The organism is Rhodanobacter sp. DHG33 (genome assembly GCF_014843005.1).
Lineage (GTDB): Bacteria > Pseudomonadota > Gammaproteobacteria > Xanthomonadales > Rhodanobacteraceae > Rhodanobacter_A.
Genome location: NZ_JACYXM010000001.1, coordinates 1 through 15,323, shown reverse-complemented (window position 1 = coordinate 15,323; position 15,323 = coordinate 1). Strand labels below are relative to the sequence as shown.

At 67.5% G+C, this 15,323-nt stretch carries 15 protein-coding genes; 8 read left to right on the top strand and 7 right to left on the bottom strand.

The window, feature by feature from the left end:
* Positions 1–7 precede the first annotated feature (7 nt).
* On the bottom strand, positions 8–1,276 hold the full coding sequence (locus IHE46_RS00075; protein ID WP_192162338.1) for a 6-phosphofructokinase: 1,269 nt from the start codon (positions 1,274–1,276) through the stop codon (positions 8–10).
* A gap of 131 nt (positions 1,277–1,407) precedes the next feature.
* Between IHE46_RS00075 and IHE46_RS00070 the strand changes: the two genes are divergently transcribed.
* On the top strand, positions 1,408–1,983 hold the full coding sequence (locus tag IHE46_RS00070) for an adenylate kinase (protein WP_192162336.1): 576 nt from the start codon (positions 1,408–1,410) through the stop codon (positions 1,981–1,983).
* 14 nt (positions 1,984–1,997) lie between these two features.
* Positions 1,998–3,365: a UDP-N-acetylmuramate:L-alanyl-gamma-D-glutamyl-meso-diaminopimelate ligase gene (gene mpl, locus IHE46_RS00065; RefSeq protein ID WP_192162327.1), complete on the top strand. Its 1,368-nt coding sequence runs from the start codon at positions 1,998–2,000 to the stop codon at positions 3,363–3,365.
* A 352-nt stretch (positions 3,366–3,717) separates the two neighbouring features.
* Here the strand turns inward: mpl and IHE46_RS00060 are convergent, their stop codons facing one another.
* The 3 genes from IHE46_RS00060 to IHE46_RS00050 form a co-directional block, all read right to left on the bottom strand.
* Positions 3,718–5,682, bottom strand: coding sequence for a CocE/NonD family hydrolase (locus IHE46_RS00060; protein ID WP_192162325.1), 1,965 nt, complete (start codon positions 5,680–5,682; stop codon positions 3,718–3,720).
* Between the two features lie 328 nt (positions 5,683–6,010).
* Positions 6,011–7,426 carry a hypothetical protein gene (locus IHE46_RS00055; protein WP_192162323.1) on the bottom strand — a complete coding sequence of 472 codons (1,416 nt, stop codon included), beginning with the start codon at positions 7,424–7,426 and terminating at the stop codon, positions 6,011–6,013.
* Positions 7,423–8,343, bottom strand: coding sequence for an ABC transporter ATP-binding protein (locus tag IHE46_RS00050; RefSeq protein ID WP_192162321.1), 921 nt, complete (start codon positions 8,341–8,343; stop codon positions 7,423–7,425). The genes IHE46_RS00055 and IHE46_RS00050 overlap by 4 nt, the downstream gene beginning before the upstream one ends.
* A gap of 117 nt (positions 8,344–8,460) precedes the next feature.
* On the opposite strand from IHE46_RS00050, the gene IHE46_RS00045 reads away from it, so the two are divergent.
* From IHE46_RS00045 to IHE46_RS00025, 5 genes are all read left to right on the top strand, one after another.
* A complete protein-coding gene (locus tag IHE46_RS00045; protein WP_192162319.1) occupies positions 8,461–9,279 on the top strand; it encodes an NAD(P)-dependent oxidoreductase in 819 nt (272 codons plus the stop codon).
* Between the two features lie 18 nt (positions 9,280–9,297).
* Positions 9,298–9,900 (top strand): LON peptidase substrate-binding domain-containing protein, encoded by a 603-nt coding sequence (locus IHE46_RS00040; protein ID WP_192162317.1) that lies wholly within the window; start codon positions 9,298–9,300, stop codon positions 9,898–9,900.
* Positions 9,901–9,980: 80 nt separating this feature from the next.
* Entirely contained in the window at positions 9,981–11,213 is a 1,233-nt protein-coding gene (locus IHE46_RS00035; RefSeq protein ID WP_192162308.1) for an acetylornithine/succinylornithine family transaminase, read from the top strand.
* Entirely contained in the window at positions 11,210–11,659 is a 450-nt protein-coding gene (locus tag IHE46_RS00030; RefSeq protein WP_192162306.1) for an HIT domain-containing protein, read from the top strand. Before IHE46_RS00035 ends, IHE46_RS00030 begins: the two co-directional genes overlap by 4 nt.
* Before the next feature lie 37 nt (positions 11,660–11,696).
* Entirely contained in the window at positions 11,697–12,116 is a 420-nt protein-coding gene (locus IHE46_RS00025) for a VOC family protein (protein ID WP_192162304.1), read from the top strand.
* A gap of 36 nt (positions 12,117–12,152) precedes the next feature.
* On the opposite strand, the gene hemL is transcribed toward IHE46_RS00025, so the two are convergent.
* On the bottom strand, positions 12,153–13,436 hold the full coding sequence (hemL, locus tag IHE46_RS00020) for a glutamate-1-semialdehyde 2,1-aminomutase (RefSeq protein WP_192162302.1): 1,284 nt from the start codon (positions 13,434–13,436) through the stop codon (positions 12,153–12,155).
* A gap of 14 nt (positions 13,437–13,450) precedes the next feature.
* On the bottom strand, positions 13,451–14,077 hold the full coding sequence (gene thiE / locus IHE46_RS00015) for a thiamine phosphate synthase (RefSeq protein WP_192162300.1): 627 nt from the start codon (positions 14,075–14,077) through the stop codon (positions 13,451–13,453).
* 70 nt (positions 14,078–14,147) lie between these two features.
* Between thiE and IHE46_RS00010 the strand changes: the two genes are divergently transcribed.
* Positions 14,148–14,345: a rubredoxin gene (locus IHE46_RS00010; protein WP_192162298.1), complete on the top strand. Its 198-nt coding sequence runs from the start codon at positions 14,148–14,150 to the stop codon at positions 14,343–14,345.
* A gap of 214 nt (positions 14,346–14,559) precedes the next feature.
* On the opposite strand, the gene IHE46_RS00005 is transcribed toward IHE46_RS00010, so the two are convergent.
* A complete protein-coding gene (locus tag IHE46_RS00005) occupies positions 14,560–15,015 on the bottom strand; it encodes a DUF192 domain-containing protein (RefSeq protein ID WP_192162296.1) in 456 nt (151 codons plus the stop codon).
* Positions 15,016–15,323: the final 308 nt, after the last annotated feature.

The window sequence follows — 15,323 nt, the reverse complement described above, 5'->3', positions numbered from 1 at the left end:
CCGGGAACTAGACCTCGAAGGGCCGGAGTTTTTTCGGCACGGGCGCATTCTTGAGCGCCACGTATTTCGGCAGGCCGTCCTTGCCGTAGGGCAGGGGCGCCTCGCCTGCGATCAGCGGCGCCAGGTAGCGGCGTGCCGCGGCCGTGATGCCGAAGCCGTCGCGGCTGATGAAGCCCTTGGGCATCTTCTTTTCGCGGTTGGCGATCTTCGCCAGCGGCGCAGGTTCGATCTTCCAGCGGTAGGGCGCGTCGCTGCCGCGGACGATCACCGGCATCACCGCGTTCATGCCGGCCAGCGCGTACTCCACGGCGGCCTTGCCCACGGCGTACGCCTGCTCGGCGTCCACCTTCGAGGCGGCATGCCGCGCGGAGCGCTGCAGGTAGTCGGGCAGCGCCCAGTGGTACTTGTAGCCGAGCTTCTGCTTCACGAGGCTGGCCAGCGTGGGTGCCACGCCGCCCAGCTGCACGTGGCCGAAGGCGTCGCGCGTGCCGGCATCGGCAAGGAACTGGCCGGCCGCGTTGCGGATGCCTTCGGAGGCGACCACGGTGCACCAGCCCACGCGTTCCACCGTAGCCTTCACTTTCGCCAGGAACGCGGCTTCGTCGAACACGTTCTCGGGGAACAGGATGATGTGCGGCGCCTCGTCCGGGCCGTGGCCGGCGAGGCCCGCGGCGGCGGCGATCCAGCCGGCGTGGCGGCCCATCACTTCGAGGATGAAGACCTTGGTCGAGGTCTCGGCCATCGAGGCCACGTCGAGGCTGGCTTCCAGCGTGGAGATCGCCGTATACCTCGCCACCGAACCGAAACCGGGGCAGCAGTCGGTCACGGCGAGGTCGTTGTCCACCGTCTTGGGTACGCCGATGCAGCGCAGGTCGTAACCCATCGCCTTGCCGATCTGCGAGAGCTTGAGCGCGGTGTCGGCGGAATCGTTGCCGCCGTTGTAGAGGAACCAGCGGATGTCGTGCGCGCGGAACACTTCGATCAGGCGCTCGTACTCGGCACGGTTGGCCTCCAGCGATTTCAGCTTGTAGCGGCAGCTGCCGAACGCACCGCCCGGGGTGTGGCGCAGCGCCGCGATCGCGGCTTTCGTTTCCTTGCCGGTGTCGATCAGGTCTTCGCGCAGGGCGCCGAGGATGCCGTTGCGTGCGGCGTAGGCCTGCACGCCCTTCGCCCGCGCCGCCTCGATCACGCCGGCCGCCGTGGCGTTGATGACGGCGGTGACGCCGCCGGACTGGGCGTAGAGCAGCTTGCCTTGGACGGGGCGGCGGATCGGCATGGCGGGTCTCCTGGCGGGGGCACGAAGCGTTTTGCGCCGTGACTTTCGTTTGACTATAGCGGGCCGCAAACGCTAACGTGGAACCCATTTCCAAGCGAATCGGCGGCTGCTTGCCGCCATTGTGGAGCGATATGCGACTTGTGCTACTCGGCGCGCCCGGTTCGGGCAAGGGCACCCAGGCCGCCAGGCTGAAGAACGATTTGGCCGTGCCGCACATCTCCACCGGCGACATGCTGCGCGCGGCCGTGGCCGCGGGCACGCCGATCGGCCTCAAGGCCAAGGCCGTGATGGACGCCGGCAAGCTCGTCTCCGACGACATCCTGCTCGCCATGCTGGAAGAGCGCCTGGCGCAGCCCGATGCGAAGAGCGGCTTCATCCTCGACGGCTACCCGCGCAACCTCGCGCAGGCCGATGCGCTCGACCATCTGCTGACCCGCATTCACCAGCCGCTGGACGCGGTGGTGAAGCTGGACGTGCCGAACGAGACGATCATCGGCCGCTGCGAGATCCGGTATGCTGCCGAGCACCGCAAGGACGACGACCCGGCCGTGGTGCGCGACCGCCTCAAGGTCTACGCCGAGCAGACCGCGCCGGTGGCGGATTTCTACGCCCAGCGCGGCAAGCTGCAGGTGGTCGACGGCGTGGGCGAGCTGGACGAGGTCACGGCGCGCGTGAAGCGTGCGCTGAAGGTCGAGACGGCCGCCTGACCCGCACGCCCTCCATGCGTCTGCACATCCTGGGCATCTGCGGCACCTTCATGGGCGGCGTGGCCGCGCTGGCGCGCGAGCTGGGCCTTACCGTCGAGGGCTCCGACGCCAACGTCTACCCGCCGATGAGCACCCAGCTCGAAGCGCTGGGCATTCGCCTGATGGACGGCTACAAGGCCGAGTACCTCCAGCCCGCGCCCGATCTCGTGGTGGTGGGCAACGCGATGACGCGCGGCAATCCCGCGGTCGAATACATGCTCGACGAGCAGCTGCGCTATATCTCCGGTCCGCAATGGCTGGGCGAGACGCTGCTGCCGGGGCGCGACGTGCTGGCCGTGGCCGGCACGCACGGCAAGACCACCACCACCAGCCTGCTGGCGCATCTGTTGGAGCAGGCCTCCAAAGAGCAGGCAGACCTGTCGCCCGGCTTCCTGATCGGCGGCGTGCCGGGCAACTTCGACGTCTCCGCGCGCAAGGGCAGCGGCAAGCCGTTCGTGATCGAGGCGGACGAGTACGACAGCGCGTTCTTCGACAAGCGCTCGAAGTTCGTGCACTACCGCCCGCGCATCGCCATCCTCAACAACCTCGAATACGACCACGCGGACATCTTCCCCGACGTGGCGGCGATCCAGCGCCAGTTCCATCATCTGGTACGCACCGTGCCAGGCAACGGCCGGCTGATCGTCAATGCACACGACGAACATCTCGCCGAAGTGCTGGCGATGGGCTGCTGGACGCCGGTGGAGACGTTCGGCATCGGCCGCGGCGACTGGCGGGCCGAACTGATCGAGGCCGATGGCAGCGCATTCCGCGTGGTGCACAAGGGCGCGCCGCTGGGCGAAGTGCACTGGTCGCTGCTCGGCAACCACAGCGTGATGAACGCGCTGGCCGCGCTGGCCGCGGCGGCCGCGGCAGGTGCCGATCCGCATTCGCTGCTGCCTGCCTTCGCCAGCTTCGAGAGCGTGAAGCGGCGCATGGAGCTGGTGGGCGACGTGGGCGGCGTGCGCGTGTACGACGATTTCGCGCATCACCCCACCGCCATCGCCACTACCCTAGCGGGCCTGCGCGCCAAGGTGGGCAAGGCGCGCATCCTGGTGGCGCTGGAGCCGCGTTCCAATTCGATGCGCCTCGGCGCGCACGCGGAGGCGCTGGCGCCTTCGCTGGCCGATGCCGACGGCGTGGTATTCCTGCACCGCCCCGAGCTGGCGTGGGATGCGCAGCGCGTCACCGATGCACTGCAAGGCCGCGGCAGCACAGCACCCAGCGTCGATGCGCTGCTGGCGGCCCTGCGCGAAAAGACAAAGCCCGGCGACCACGTGGTGTTCATGTCCAACGGCGGTTTCGAAGGCGCCCCGCGACGCTTTGCTGAGTTGCTCGCATAAGATTTCCCCCTGAAATCCCGTTCAAAGCTCACTTGATGGTGCGCTTTAAAACCCCTCAGTTCCCAGATACGGCGAGGTGTGGCCGCTGTGCAGGACGTGTCGACGAGAGTGGTTCCAACGTCCTCGACATAACCTGCTCGTAGTTCCGGCGGATTGAATAAGGCCCTTTCTCTGGGTTACTTCTCTTTGGGCCAGCAAAGAGAAGTAACTCGGGCGCCGGCAGGCGACCGAAACTGCTTTGTTCCTTGCAACAACACCAAGCATCTCTCCCCATAAACCGGAGAGAAGACTTCGAATGTCCCAGCAGAATGGCGCTCCCGCTACGGCAGCAATCCCTGCGTAGCCATCGGAATCAGTTCTCCACCACCGGCAACGCGATGTAACTGGCCTGCCCCGGCGCGTGATACACCCGCTGGGTGGCCTTCACGTAGTCGGCAGGCTTAGCGAAGAAGATGTTCGGCACGAAGGTCTGCGGATTGCGGTCGTACAGAGGGAACCAGCTCGATTGCACCTGCACCATGATGCGGTGGCCGGGCAGGAACACGTGGTTGGCGGCGGGCAGATCGAAGCGGTAGACCAATGGCTGGTTGGCGGCGAGCGGCTCGGGCTTGTCGTAACCGGTGCGGTAGCGACCGCGGAAGATGTCCATCGCCACCGCGAGCTGGTAGCCGCCCATTTCCGGTTGTTCGGCCACCTGGTCGGGATAGACGTCGATCAGCTTCACCACCCAGTCGCTGTCGGTGCCGCTGGTGGAGGCGACCAGGTTCACCGCGGGCGCGCCGGCGATGGTGACCGGTTTGTCCAGCGGTGCCGTTTCGTAGCTGAGCACGTCGGTGCGGCCGGAAGCTTCGCGCTGGTCGTCGACCAGCCATTCCGACCAGGTGAGGCCGTTGTCGTAGCCGACCGGCTGGATCGGCCGCGCGCGGAACGGAATCGGGCGTGCGGGATCGGAAATATATTCATCGTAGGCGTCGCCACCTGCAGGTGCGTCGAAACCAAGCTGCATGCCGGGTTGCAGGTATAGCGCGCGGCTCTTGGCGCCGCAGCCGCTGTCGCACGACAGCGGCCAGCGATCCAGCCGTTGCCACCGGTTGGTGCCGGTCTGGAAGGCGGTGACCGCGGCGAGGTCGGCCTTGGGCGCGCCGTCCTTGAGGTATTGCGCGAGGAACGGACGCAGGATGTGTTCGCGGAAATACTTCGCGGTGTCGCTGCCGAAGCGGATTGCGCCCAGCGAGCTGCCTTCCTCGATTTCCTGCCCGTGGTGCCAGGGGCCCATCACCAGCTTCACCATGTCGCCGTTCGTGTCCTTGGGCTTGATGGCGCGGTACACGGCCAGGTCGCCGTAGATGTCTTCCTGGTCCCACAGGCTGTGCACCAGCATCACCGGCACGGTGAGCGGCTGCGCGGCAAGCACCTTGTCCATCGCCTGCTGGCTCCAGAACGCGTCGTAGGCCGGGTGTGCCACGAGCTTGTTCCAGAAGCCGAGCTGGCGCATGCCGTAGGCATCGCCCATCGCGCCGGTGGAAACGTAGTGCATGAACAGGTCGTACTCGTCGTGGAAGCTGGTCCACCACTTCGCAGTGTTGTCGCGGGTGGCTTCCTGTTCGTAGATGTAGCTGAGGTTCTGCGCACGGAAGGCGCCGTGGTGGAACCAGTCGTCGCCCATCCAGCCGTCCACCATCGGGTTCATCGGCACCGCCGCCTTCAGCGCGGGGTGCGGGTGCACCAGCGACATCAGCGGTTCGAAGCCGTCGTAGGAGATGCCGATGGTGGCGACCTTGCCGTTGGATTCGGGGACGTGCTTCACCAGCCAGTCGATGGTGTCGTAGGTGTCGGTGGCGTCGTCCACCGGCGTCGGGTTGAGCGGGCCGTGCACGGGGCGGTTCATCACGTAGTCGCCCTCGGAGCCGTACTTGCCGCGGATGTCCTGGATCACGCGGATGTAGCCGTCCTCGGCGATCACGTCGGCAGCGTTGTCGTAGCCTTCCAGCAGCGGTTCGAGGTGCCCGCTCATGCTGTTGTGGGTGAGCTGGTGCGCGTCGTAGGGAGTGCGCGTGAGCACGATGCCGGCATGCTTCGCGCCGCGCGGGACGAGGATCACGGTGTTGAGCTTCACGCCGTCGCGCATGGGGATCATTACGTCGCGCTCGACATAGTCGAAGCTGCCCGTGGCCGGCTTGAAGCTGGCCGGCGTTTCGCTGGGGTAGTCGGGATACTTGGCTTGCGCAACATCCGTGGCCCACGGGGCGCCGCTGGCGGCGAGCAGGGCGGCGAATAGCGCGTTCTTCAGACACGCGGCGGCACGGCATGGCGTCATGGCGATGGGTTCCCCTGCAGACGAAGTGGCCGGGGCAGCTTACTGCGACGCGTCGCCGGATGGCCACGCCTTCACCGTGGGCGACAAGAGGCGCTCGAGTGACGCCCGACAAAGGCGCCCCCCGCTTTCGATGCGTATCCGCGTTCGTCCCGGGGAGCGGTGCTGCTCGTCGCGGCATGCGGTTGGCATAGATGCCGTGCCAGACGCAGAGGCACTGCTACTGGCTTCGTGCGAACAGGCGCAACCCGGCAATCAGGGAGGGGGCTCATTTCCAGGCAAGTTTCGAAGGCGCGCCACGGCGCGTCGTCGATCAGTTCGTACGCGGCTGTCAGGCCAACGGTGCGTCGAAGCTCGGCGGCCGGCGCAGGTATTCCCGCCGAGCGGACGTCCAGACGCCCAACCCGAAGCCCAGCGTGACCAGCAGCAACACGGCACTGCCGAAGGCAATGCCCAGCGTACCCAGCAGCCAGTAGCCGCCCCAGTACACCGCCATCCCGCCCAGGGTCACCACGAAGTCGACCATGCCGCGTCCGAAGCCGCCTTCCGGGCCGACCAGGTGCACCGCCAGCGCCGTGAGGCTGGCACCCAGGGTCACGATGGCCGCGTCGATCAGCATGCGTACCGGCTCCGCGGCATGGGTGAGCACGATGCCGAGGCCGGTGTAGGCCACGGTGGTGAGCACGGTGATGGGCACCAGCACCGCCAGCGCGTCGATCAGCGTCTGCTGGTAGTCGGCACGGGTCGGCGGCGCCAGCGTGAGGTAGAGGTCGGCGAGGTTGGGTCGCATCTGCCGCATGCCGCGGCCAAGCTGCGGGAAGCGCGACAGGCCCAGCAGGACCGCGTAGGCACCCACCACCGCTGCATTGAAATGCTGGCGGTGCATCATCGCCAGCACGTAGAACGCCACGATGGCCGCCACCAGCACGAGGCGCAGCGCGATCGCCAGCGGATTGTCGTGCGGCAGCAGCAGCCGGCGCACCAGCACCATGCGCAACCGCCATGTGGGCTTGGCGCGGTAGCGCGCCAGCGCCTGCTCCATCGCCCATTGCGATGTGTTGTCGAAGAGGGCGGCGATGCGCTTGGCCAGCTTGCCGCGACGCGCAGGGGTGCCGTCGAGGCTGCGTGCGCGGGAGCGGCCGAGCTGGACGTTCTCCAGCGGCGAGGTGTTGGCCTCCTGGTCCTCGATGCGCAGCATCGCGCGGAGGCTGAGGCGCGCGATCAGCGCCGCCAGCAGCAACGCCAGCGGCACGGTCCACGGCGAGGCGACCAGCGCCTTGCCGAGTTGGCTGGCCAGTCCCGGCTGCCAGCCGGCCAGTATGAAGAGGGCCCAGACCAGCAGATTGACGTAGCGCGCGGAACTGGCCGCCAGCCCGATGGCCGCCAGCAGCAGGATGCCCGCGCCGCCCTGCAACGCATGCGGTACGCGCATCAGCAGTGCGACCAGCGTAGGCAGCAGCACCCATTGCGCGACCTGCAGCGTGCCCATCGCCGCGAGCCGTTGGCGGAAGCCGGGCAACAGGAAACTCTCGGGGCGGCACAGCCCGCGCACGGACAGCCCCAGCAAGGTGAACCAGAACCATGCGCCGAAGCCGAACAGTGTGGCGGCCACCCCGGCGATGCCCGCTCCGACTGCGGGCGTGCAAGCCAGCAGGATCGCGCCGACCAGCCAGGTCAACTGCAGCAGCAGCGCGGCGACCAGCACTTGCCGGCAGGGCTGCAACCACAGCTGCCACACCGCCCTCATGCCAGCTCCACGAACAGGTCTTCCAGCGTGGGCGTCTCGATGCGCAGCGTGGCGCCTTCGCGTGAGGCCAGCGCGTGCAGGCTTTCGGGGTTGGCATCCTCCACCAGCAGTTGCGCCTCGTCGCCCTTGAGCGTGGCCTTCAGCAGGCCGGCGACCACCGGCGCCTGCGGCCAGCCGCCCGTCCGCACGAGCACCACGCGGTGCAGGCGCTCGCGCAGTTCGGCCAGCGGGCGGGTGAACTGGATCGCGCCGTCGCGCAGCAAAGTGATGTCGGCGTCGGCGCGCTCGAGGTCGGCGGTGATGTGGGTGGAGAAGATCACCGTCTTGCCCGGTGCCTTCATCAGTTCCAGCAATTCGGCCATGAAGGCGCGGCGCGCCTGCGGGTCGAGACTGGCGACCGGTTCGTCCAGCACCAGCAGGTCGGGCTCGGGCGCGATGGCGCGCACGATGGCCAGCTTCTGCCGCTGGCCCTGCGACAGTTCGCCGATCTTCTGCTTCGGGTCGAGTTGCCAGTCGCCGAGCAGGCGCTCGGCCAATGCGTGGTTCCAGCGCGCGTAGAACGCGGCGGTGAAGTCAAGGTAGGCGCGCACCTTCATCCACGGAAACAGGTCGAAGGTCTGCGGCACGAAGCCGATGCGATGCATGCGTTCGCCGCCGGGCTCGGTCATCGTTTCGCCGAACAGTTCCACCGTGCCTGCATCGATGGGCGAGAGGCCGAGCAGGCAGCGCAGCAGGGTGGTCTTGCCTGCGCCGTTGCGGCCGAGCAGGCCGATGACGCGGCCGGGCGGCACCTCCCAGTCGATGCCGCGCAGCACTTCGCGCTGCTTGAAGCATTTGCGCAGGCCGCTCACGCGCAGCACGGGCTCGACTCGCGTATCGGCAAAAGGCGGCATGGGTGTGGCGGCGATGGTGGACATCCTTGCGCAAGCTCCCCTTGGTCAGACGGCTAATGTGCCGATGCGCGGCAGGCCCGTCCAGTGGACGAAGCGGCAGACGCGATATCCTGCCGGTATTCCAGCCAGGCCGACCACGCCATGAGCCATCTTTCCGGCAAGACCCTGTTCATCACCGGCGCTTCGCGCGGCATCGGCCTGGCGATCGCGCTGCGTGCCGCGCGCGACGGCGCCAACGTCGTGATCGCCGCCAAGAGCGGCGTGCCGAATCCCAAGTTGCCCGGCACCATCCATACCGCTGCCGCTGCGATCGAAGAAGCGGGCGGCCACGCGCTGGCGATCAAGTGCGACATCCGCGAAGAGGCCGAGGTGCACGCCGCAGCCGCGCAGGCGGCCGACCGCTTCGGCGGCATCGACATCGTGGTGAACAACGCCAGCGCGATCTGGCTCGCCGGCGTGGAAGGCACGCCGATGAAGCGCTTCGACCTGATGCACCAGGTCAACACGCGTGGCACCTTCCTCGTCACGCAGGCGTGCCTGCCATACCTGAAGAAAGCCGCGAACCCGCACGTGTTGATGCTGGCGCCGCCACCCACGCTGGATCCGAAATGGTTTGCGCCGCACACCGCGTACACCATCGCCAAGATGGGCATGAGCCTGTGCGTGCTGGGCATGAGCGCGGAGCTGGCTCCGCGGGGCATCGCGGTGAATGCGCTGTGGCCGCGCACGGTGATCGCCACCGCCGCCATCGCAATGATCGACGGCGTCAAGCCCGAACATTGCCGCACGCCGGACATCGTGGCCGATGCGGCGCACGCCATCCTTACCCGTCCCGCACGCGATTACACCGGCCAGTTCGCCATCGACGAAACCGTGCTGCGCGAGAGCGGCGTGACCGATTTCGACCGCTATGCCGTGCAGGCAGGCCAGCCCTTGCTGCCCGATCTCTTCCTCGGCTGAGCCGGCTGCTCGCGACGCATGGCCGGCCGATCCTCCCGCACCGAATTGCCGCTGTTCCCGTTGTCCACGGTGCTGTATCCGGGCGGCCGGCTGGAGCTTCGCGTTTTCGAGCCGCGCTATCTCGACCTGGTGCGCGAGTGCGCGCGCAACGAAAGCGGCTTCGGCGTCTGCCTGATCCTGGCGGGGCGCGAGACGGGCGAGCCGGCGCTGCCGGCGGCGGTGGGCACGCTGGCGCACATCGTGGATTTCCATCACGGTGCGGACGGCTTGCTCGGCATCGTGGCCGAGGGTGGGCAGCGCTTCCGGGTGCGGCGCACACGCGCACGATCGGATGGCCAATTGCGCGGCGAAGTGGAGTGGTGGCCGGAGGAGGCGCCCGCGCCGGTGCCGGTGGAACTCGCGCTGCTGCAGACGATTACCGAGCGGCTGGTCGAGGCGCTGGCGCCGCAGTGGAAGCAGGCACCACGCGAGTGCTACGACGATGCGCGCTGGCTCGGTTTCCGCCTGGCGGAGCTGTTGCCGCTGGGCAGCGACGAACGCCAGCGCCTGCTGGAACTGACCGATCCGCTGCAACGGCTCGCCGAACTGCGCGACATCCTGCCGCGATTCCAGAAAGCCTGATTCCGAAAGCGTGGCCGGCACCCCGATGCATGAGGGGCGTGCGTGCGTGGATAATGGCCGTTCTGCCCCGGAGTCTCCCCATGCCGCAACACGATTCGTCCACGTCCCTGATCGGCCTCGGCAAGCGCTACTGGCTGCCGGTGTACAAACCGCGCGACGTGGTGCTCGATCGCGGCCAGGGTGCGCGCGTGTGGGATACCGAAGGGCACGACTTCATCGACTTCGGCGCCGGCATTGCGGTGAACGCGCTGGGCCACGGCGATCAAGACCTGCTTGCGGCCCTTACCGGACAGGCCGGCAAGCTCTGGCACGCCAGCAACGTGTTCTGGACCGAGCCGCCGCTGCGTCTCGCGGAGGAACTGGTGCAGGCCAGCGGCTTCGCCGAGCGGGTGTTCCTGTGCAACTCCGGCGCGGAAGCGAACGAGGCGGCGATCAAGCTGGTGCGCAAATGGGCGGCCGCGCAGGGGCGCGCGCCCGAGCAACGCGTCATCGTCACCTTCAAGGGTTCGTTCCACGGCCGCACGCTGGCCACGGTGACCGCCACCGCGCAGCCCAAGTACCAGGAAGGCTACGAGCCGCTGCCGGGCGGCTTCCGCTACCTCGACTTCAATGACGCCACCGCGTTGGAGGCCGCCTTCGCCGCCGGCGACGTGGCCGCAGTGATGCTGGAACCGGTGCAGGGCGAAGGCGGCGTGGTGCCGGCCGCGCCGGGCTTCCTCAAGCGCGTGCGCGAGCTGTGCGATGCGCACGGCGCGCTGCTGGTGCTGGACGAGATCCAGTGCGGCATGGGACGCACCGGCGCGCTGTTCGCGCACACGCACGACCAGGTGCAGCCGGACATCGTGACCCTGGCCAAGGCGCTGGGCTGCGGCTTTCCCATCGGCGCCATGCTGGCCGGCGCGAAGGTGGCCGAGGTGATGCAGTACGGCGCGCACGGCACCACCTTCGGCGGCAACCCGATGGCGGCCGCCGTGGCGCGCGTGGCGCTGCGCAAGCTGGGTTCGGTGGATGTGCTTGCGAACGTGGCAAGGCAGGCCGATGCGTTGCGCGCGGGGCTGGAAAGCATCAACCGCGAGTTGCACCTGTTCGAGGAAGTGCGCGGGCGCGGCCTGATGATCGGCGCGGTGCTGGCGCCGGCGCACAAGGGCAAGGGCGGCGAGATCCTGGATCACGCTGCGGCTCACGGTCTGCTGGTGCTGCAGGCCGGCCCGGACGTGCTGCGCTTCGTGCCGCCGCTGACGATCAGCGACGAGGAACTGGCGGAAGGCCTGCAGCGGCTGCATGCGGCGCTCGCCGCATTCGCGGGGGCATGAACGGGATACCTTGCCCGTTCTGCGCGATTGCGGCGGGAGAAGCGCCGGCCAGCATCGTTGCGGACGATGGCGACATGCTGGCCTTCATGGATCTGCGGCAGGCCGTACCGGGACACGTGCTGGTGGTGCCGCGCCGCCATGCGCCCGATCTCTGCGCGCTGACTCCGGACGAGGCGGCAGCAGCGATGCGCATGGCGCAACGCGTGGCGTTGGCACTGCAGGACGAATTCCATCCAGCTGGTTTCAATGTGTGGCAATCGAATGGCCTGGCGGCAGGGCAGGAAGTGTTTCACTTTCACCTGCACGTGCAGCCGCGCGGCGCGGCGGACGGCTTGTCGCGGATCTACTCCGGGGATGTGCCGGAGCCGGTGCCGACGGACAGGCTTGATGCATGGGCGCAGGCCTTGCGGCAGCGCATGCACGGTCGGTCACATGGCGATTGGTAAGATAGGTACTTCCCCTGACGACCATCGGCCGAAATCCATGAAATACCTGCACACCATGGTGCGCGTGCGCGACATCGATGCTTCGCTGCGTTTCTATTGCGAAGGATTGGGGCTGCGTGAAGTGCGCCGCATGGAAAACGCCCAGGGCAAGTTCACCCTGGTCTTTCTTGCCGCGCCCGGCAGCCCCGAGGCGGAAGTCGAGCTGACCTACAACTGGGGTTCGAGCGAGGATTACGGCAGCGCGCGCAATTTCGGCCACCTCGCGTTCCAGGTGGAGGACATCTATGCCGCCTGCCAGCGGCTGATGGACATGGGCTATACGATCCACCGCCCGCCGCGCGACGGCCACATGGCCTTCGTGCGCTCGCCCGACCTGATTTCCGTCGAGCTGCTGCAGGACGGTCACCTGCCGCCGCAGGAGCCATGGGCGTCGATGCCCAATACCGGCAACTGGTAAGGCCTGGCGCACCGCCCTGCATGGGCGGTGCGCGTTTCAGCCCTTCGCTTCGGCCAGTGCCTCGCGCGCTGCCTGCAAGGTGTCGGCGATGTCCTGGTCCGAATGCGCGCTGGACAGGAAGCCCGCCTCGAATGCGCTGGGCGCGAGGTATACGCCGCGCTTCAGCATGCCGTGGAAGAAGCGGTTGAACAGCGCGGTGTCCGCCGTGGTGGCCTGCGCGTAACTGTCCACCTTCGCCGCGCTGAAGAACAATCCGAACATGCCGCCCACGCGGTTGGTGCTGAACGGCACGTCTGCGCCGTCGGCCACCGACTGGAAACCGTCGCACAGCAGGCGCGTGCGTGCGGCGAGCGTGTCGTAGAAGCCTGGTGCCTGCACCAGCTCCAGCATCGCCAGCCCCGCCGCCATCGCCACCGGGTTGCCGCTCAGCGTGCCGGCCTGGTAGATCGGACCGCTGGGCGCGATTTGCTCCATCAGGTCGCGGCGTCCGCCATAGGCACCCACCGGCATGCCGCCGCCGATGATCTTGCCGAAGGTGGTGAGGTCGGGCGTCACGCCATACAGGGCCTGCGCACCGCCCAGCGCCACGCGGAAGCCGGTCATCACCTCGTCGAAGATCAGCAGCGCACCGTGCTGCGTGCACAGGGCGCGCAGGCCCTGCAGATAGCCGTCCAACGGCGGGATGCAGTTCATGTTGCCGGCGACCGGCTCGATGATCAGGGCGGCGATCTCCGCGCCGTGCTCGGCGAACAAGGCCTTCGCGGCATCGAGATCGTTGTAGGGCAGGGTGAGCGTGAGGTCGGCATTCGCCTTGGGCACGCCGGGCGAGGTGGGTACGCCGAAGGTGAGCGCGCCGGAGCCGGCTTTGACCAGAAAGCTGTCGCCATGACCGTGGTAGCAGCCTTCGAACTTCACGATCTTCGTGCGGCCGGTGGCGCCGCGTGCGAGGCGGATCGCCGACATGGTGGCTTCGGTGCCCGAGTTCACCATGCGCACCATTTCCACCGACGGCACCAGCTTCGCGATGGTTTCGGCCATGGTCACTTCGGCGGGGCATGGGGTGCCGAAAGAAAGACCGTCCTTCACCGCGCGCTCCACCGCTTCGCGCACCGCGGGGTGGTTGTGGCCCACGATCATCGGCCCCCACGAACCCACGTAGTCGATGTAGCGCGCGCCTTCCACGTCCCACAGGTAAGCACCGTCGGCGCGTGCCGTGAAGAACGGCTCGCCGCCCACGGACTTGAACGCGCGCACCGGCGAGTTCACGCCGCCGGGCAGGCGTTGCTGGGCGCGCTGGAACAGTTCGTGGTTGGTGCTCATCGGTGGGCTCTCGGTCAATCGGATGAATAGAGGCGGGCGAAACGCTGCGCGGCAGCGCGTGCGTCCGGCGCGGAAAAGACCGCCGAGATCACGGCGAGGAAATCCGCGCCGGCTTCGACCAGCGAGGGCGCATTGTCCGGCGTGATGCCGCCGATCGCCACCCGCGGCACGCCCAGCGCGGCGCTCTGCCGCAGCAGAGCGGGCGATGCGCGCACCGCATGCGGCTTGGTGGGCGACGGGAAGAAGGCGCCGAAAGCCACGTAGTCGGCGCCGGCCGCCGCTGCGGCACGCGCGAGTTCGAGCGAGTCGTAGCACGACACGCCGATGATCGCCTCGGTGCCCAGTGCGGCACGCGCCGCGGCAACGTCGCCGTCGTCACGGCCCAGGTGCACGCCCGCGGCGCCTGTTTCGGCAGCGAGCGCGACGTCGTCGTTGATGATGAGCGGCACGGCATGCGTGTCGCACAGGCGCCTGAGCGCTACGGCCTCGGCGAGGCGCCGCGCGGCATCCGTGGTCTTGTCGCGGTATTGCAGCACGCGCGCGCCACCGGCCAGCACCTGCGCGGCCGCATCCAGCAGGTCGGCGCGCGGGCCGTCGGTGATCGCGTACAGGCCGCGATCCGGGAATCGGGTTTGGGTCATCGTGCAGCTTCCGCAACGGCAGGCGAGTTGCGAGAATGCACCATTCACCCTCGAACAAAGAAGCCCGACGATGAGCGACAGTGCAAGCCAGGTTCCCGGTCAGCGCAAGTGGATGTGCGTGGTCTGCGGTTACATCTACGACGAAGCGCTGGGCGTGCCGGAAGAAGGCATCGAGCCCGGCACACGCTGGGAAGACGTGCCCGAGGCCTGGACTTGCCCGGATTGCGGCGCCACCAAGAGCGATTTCGAGATGATCGAGGTCGATTGATCGCCGATTTCCGTCAGCAGGCGGCCCGATTTCGCCATCTTCCCGCCTGCGAACGGGCCTGCCGATCCGCTGAGATGCTTCCACGCGCAAGCCATGCGCGTTTCCCCGGAAGCACCACCATGCAACAGTTCATTCCGTTTGAAGACGAGTGGGACATGCTCGATGCGGTCTGCGTGGAAGCATTGATCCCTTACCGCGTCGGTCTGGTCGTCGCTCAGTCCACCGGCCCCGTTTCGCCGTCGATCGCCAACGTATCGCCGTCACGTACGCCGATCCGCTTGACCGTGCCCGCAGGCAGCTCCAATACGTAACGCGCTGGTCCTGTGCTGGGGTAGATCGGGCAGGGATCGGCCTTGCATGGCGGTACGTCCAGTTGTGCGGATACCAGCCTGCGTTCGGCATCGAAGTACAGGATGTCGAGCGGGATCAGCGTGTTCTTCATCCAGAACCCACGCGGCGCCGTGTCGGGGAACACGAACAGCATGCCGCGATCGGCGGCCAGCGACGTGCGCATCATCAGGCCGTGCTCGCGGGCGACCTCATTGGTGGCCAGTTCCGTCGTGAAACGCTGGCCGTGCAAGATCACGGCAATGGGTGCGGCATCATGCGATGGCGCACAGGCGCTGCAGCACAGCGCAAGCAACGAGGTGGCGATCAGCGGCTTCGGCATGGTGCGGCGCTTGCGGGCGTAGTGGGCGGCGAGTGTATGTCCGTGCAGTGTCACTTTTGTGTTGAAAATTTTGCGTTGCCCCCTTCCCAGCCATGCATGGCGGCGCTATGATTCTCGCCCCTTCGACGAGCGCCTTGCTTCGAAGGGTTCGCGACATCCACCCGCCTCGAAAATACTTCGCAGCAGGTGTTGACGGACCGGAAAGACGATGTATAGTAGGCGGCTCACCGGGACGAAATGTCCCACAGCGGAAAGCTCCGCGGTGATGTGATCTTTGACAGTGTGCACAGGTGAATTGTGTGGACGCC

Excerpts from the sequence above, each read along its gene's own strand:
- IHE46_RS00075 (WP_192162338.1), bottom strand. The coding sequence starts at position 1,276 with ATGCCGATCCGCCGCCCCGTCCAAGGCAAGCTGCTCTACGCCCAGTCC.
- thiE (WP_192162300.1), bottom strand. The coding sequence starts at position 14,077 with ATGACCCAAACCCGATTCCCGGATCGCGGCCTGTACGCGATCACCGAC.
- hemL (WP_192162302.1), bottom strand. The coding sequence starts at position 13,436 with ATGAGCACCAACCACGAACTGTTCCAGCGCGCCCAGCAACGCCTGCCC.
- IHE46_RS00055 (WP_192162323.1), bottom strand. The coding sequence starts at position 7,426 with ATGAGGGCGGTGTGGCAGCTGTGGTTGCAGCCCTGCCGGCAAGTGCTG.
- IHE46_RS00035 (WP_192162308.1), top strand. The coding sequence starts at position 9,981 with ATGCCGCAACACGATTCGTCCACGTCCCTGATCGGCCTCGGCAAGCGC.
- IHE46_RS00010 (WP_192162298.1), top strand. The coding sequence starts at position 14,148 with ATGAGCGACAGTGCAAGCCAGGTTCCCGGTCAGCGCAAGTGGATGTGC.
- IHE46_RS00040 (WP_192162317.1), top strand. The coding sequence starts at position 9,298 with ATGGCCGGCCGATCCTCCCGCACCGAATTGCCGCTGTTCCCGTTGTCC.
- IHE46_RS00025 (WP_192162304.1), top strand. The coding sequence starts at position 11,697 with ATGAAATACCTGCACACCATGGTGCGCGTGCGCGACATCGATGCTTCG.
- mpl (WP_192162327.1), top strand. The coding sequence starts at position 1,998 with ATGCGTCTGCACATCCTGGGCATCTGCGGCACCTTCATGGGCGGCGTG.
- IHE46_RS00060 (WP_192162325.1), bottom strand. The coding sequence starts at position 5,682 with ATGACGCCATGCCGTGCCGCCGCGTGTCTGAAGAACGCGCTATTCGCC.
- IHE46_RS00050 (WP_192162321.1), bottom strand. The coding sequence starts at position 8,343 with ATGTCCACCATCGCCGCCACACCCATGCCGCCTTTTGCCGATACGCGA.
- IHE46_RS00005 (WP_192162296.1), bottom strand. The coding sequence starts at position 15,015 with ATGCCGAAGCCGCTGATCGCCACCTCGTTGCTTGCGCTGTGCTGCAGC.
- IHE46_RS00070 (WP_192162336.1), top strand. The coding sequence starts at position 1,408 with ATGCGACTTGTGCTACTCGGCGCGCCCGGTTCGGGCAAGGGCACCCAG.
- IHE46_RS00045 (WP_192162319.1), top strand. The coding sequence starts at position 8,461 with ATGAGCCATCTTTCCGGCAAGACCCTGTTCATCACCGGCGCTTCGCGC.
- IHE46_RS00030 (WP_192162306.1), top strand. The coding sequence starts at position 11,210 with ATGAACGGGATACCTTGCCCGTTCTGCGCGATTGCGGCGGGAGAAGCG.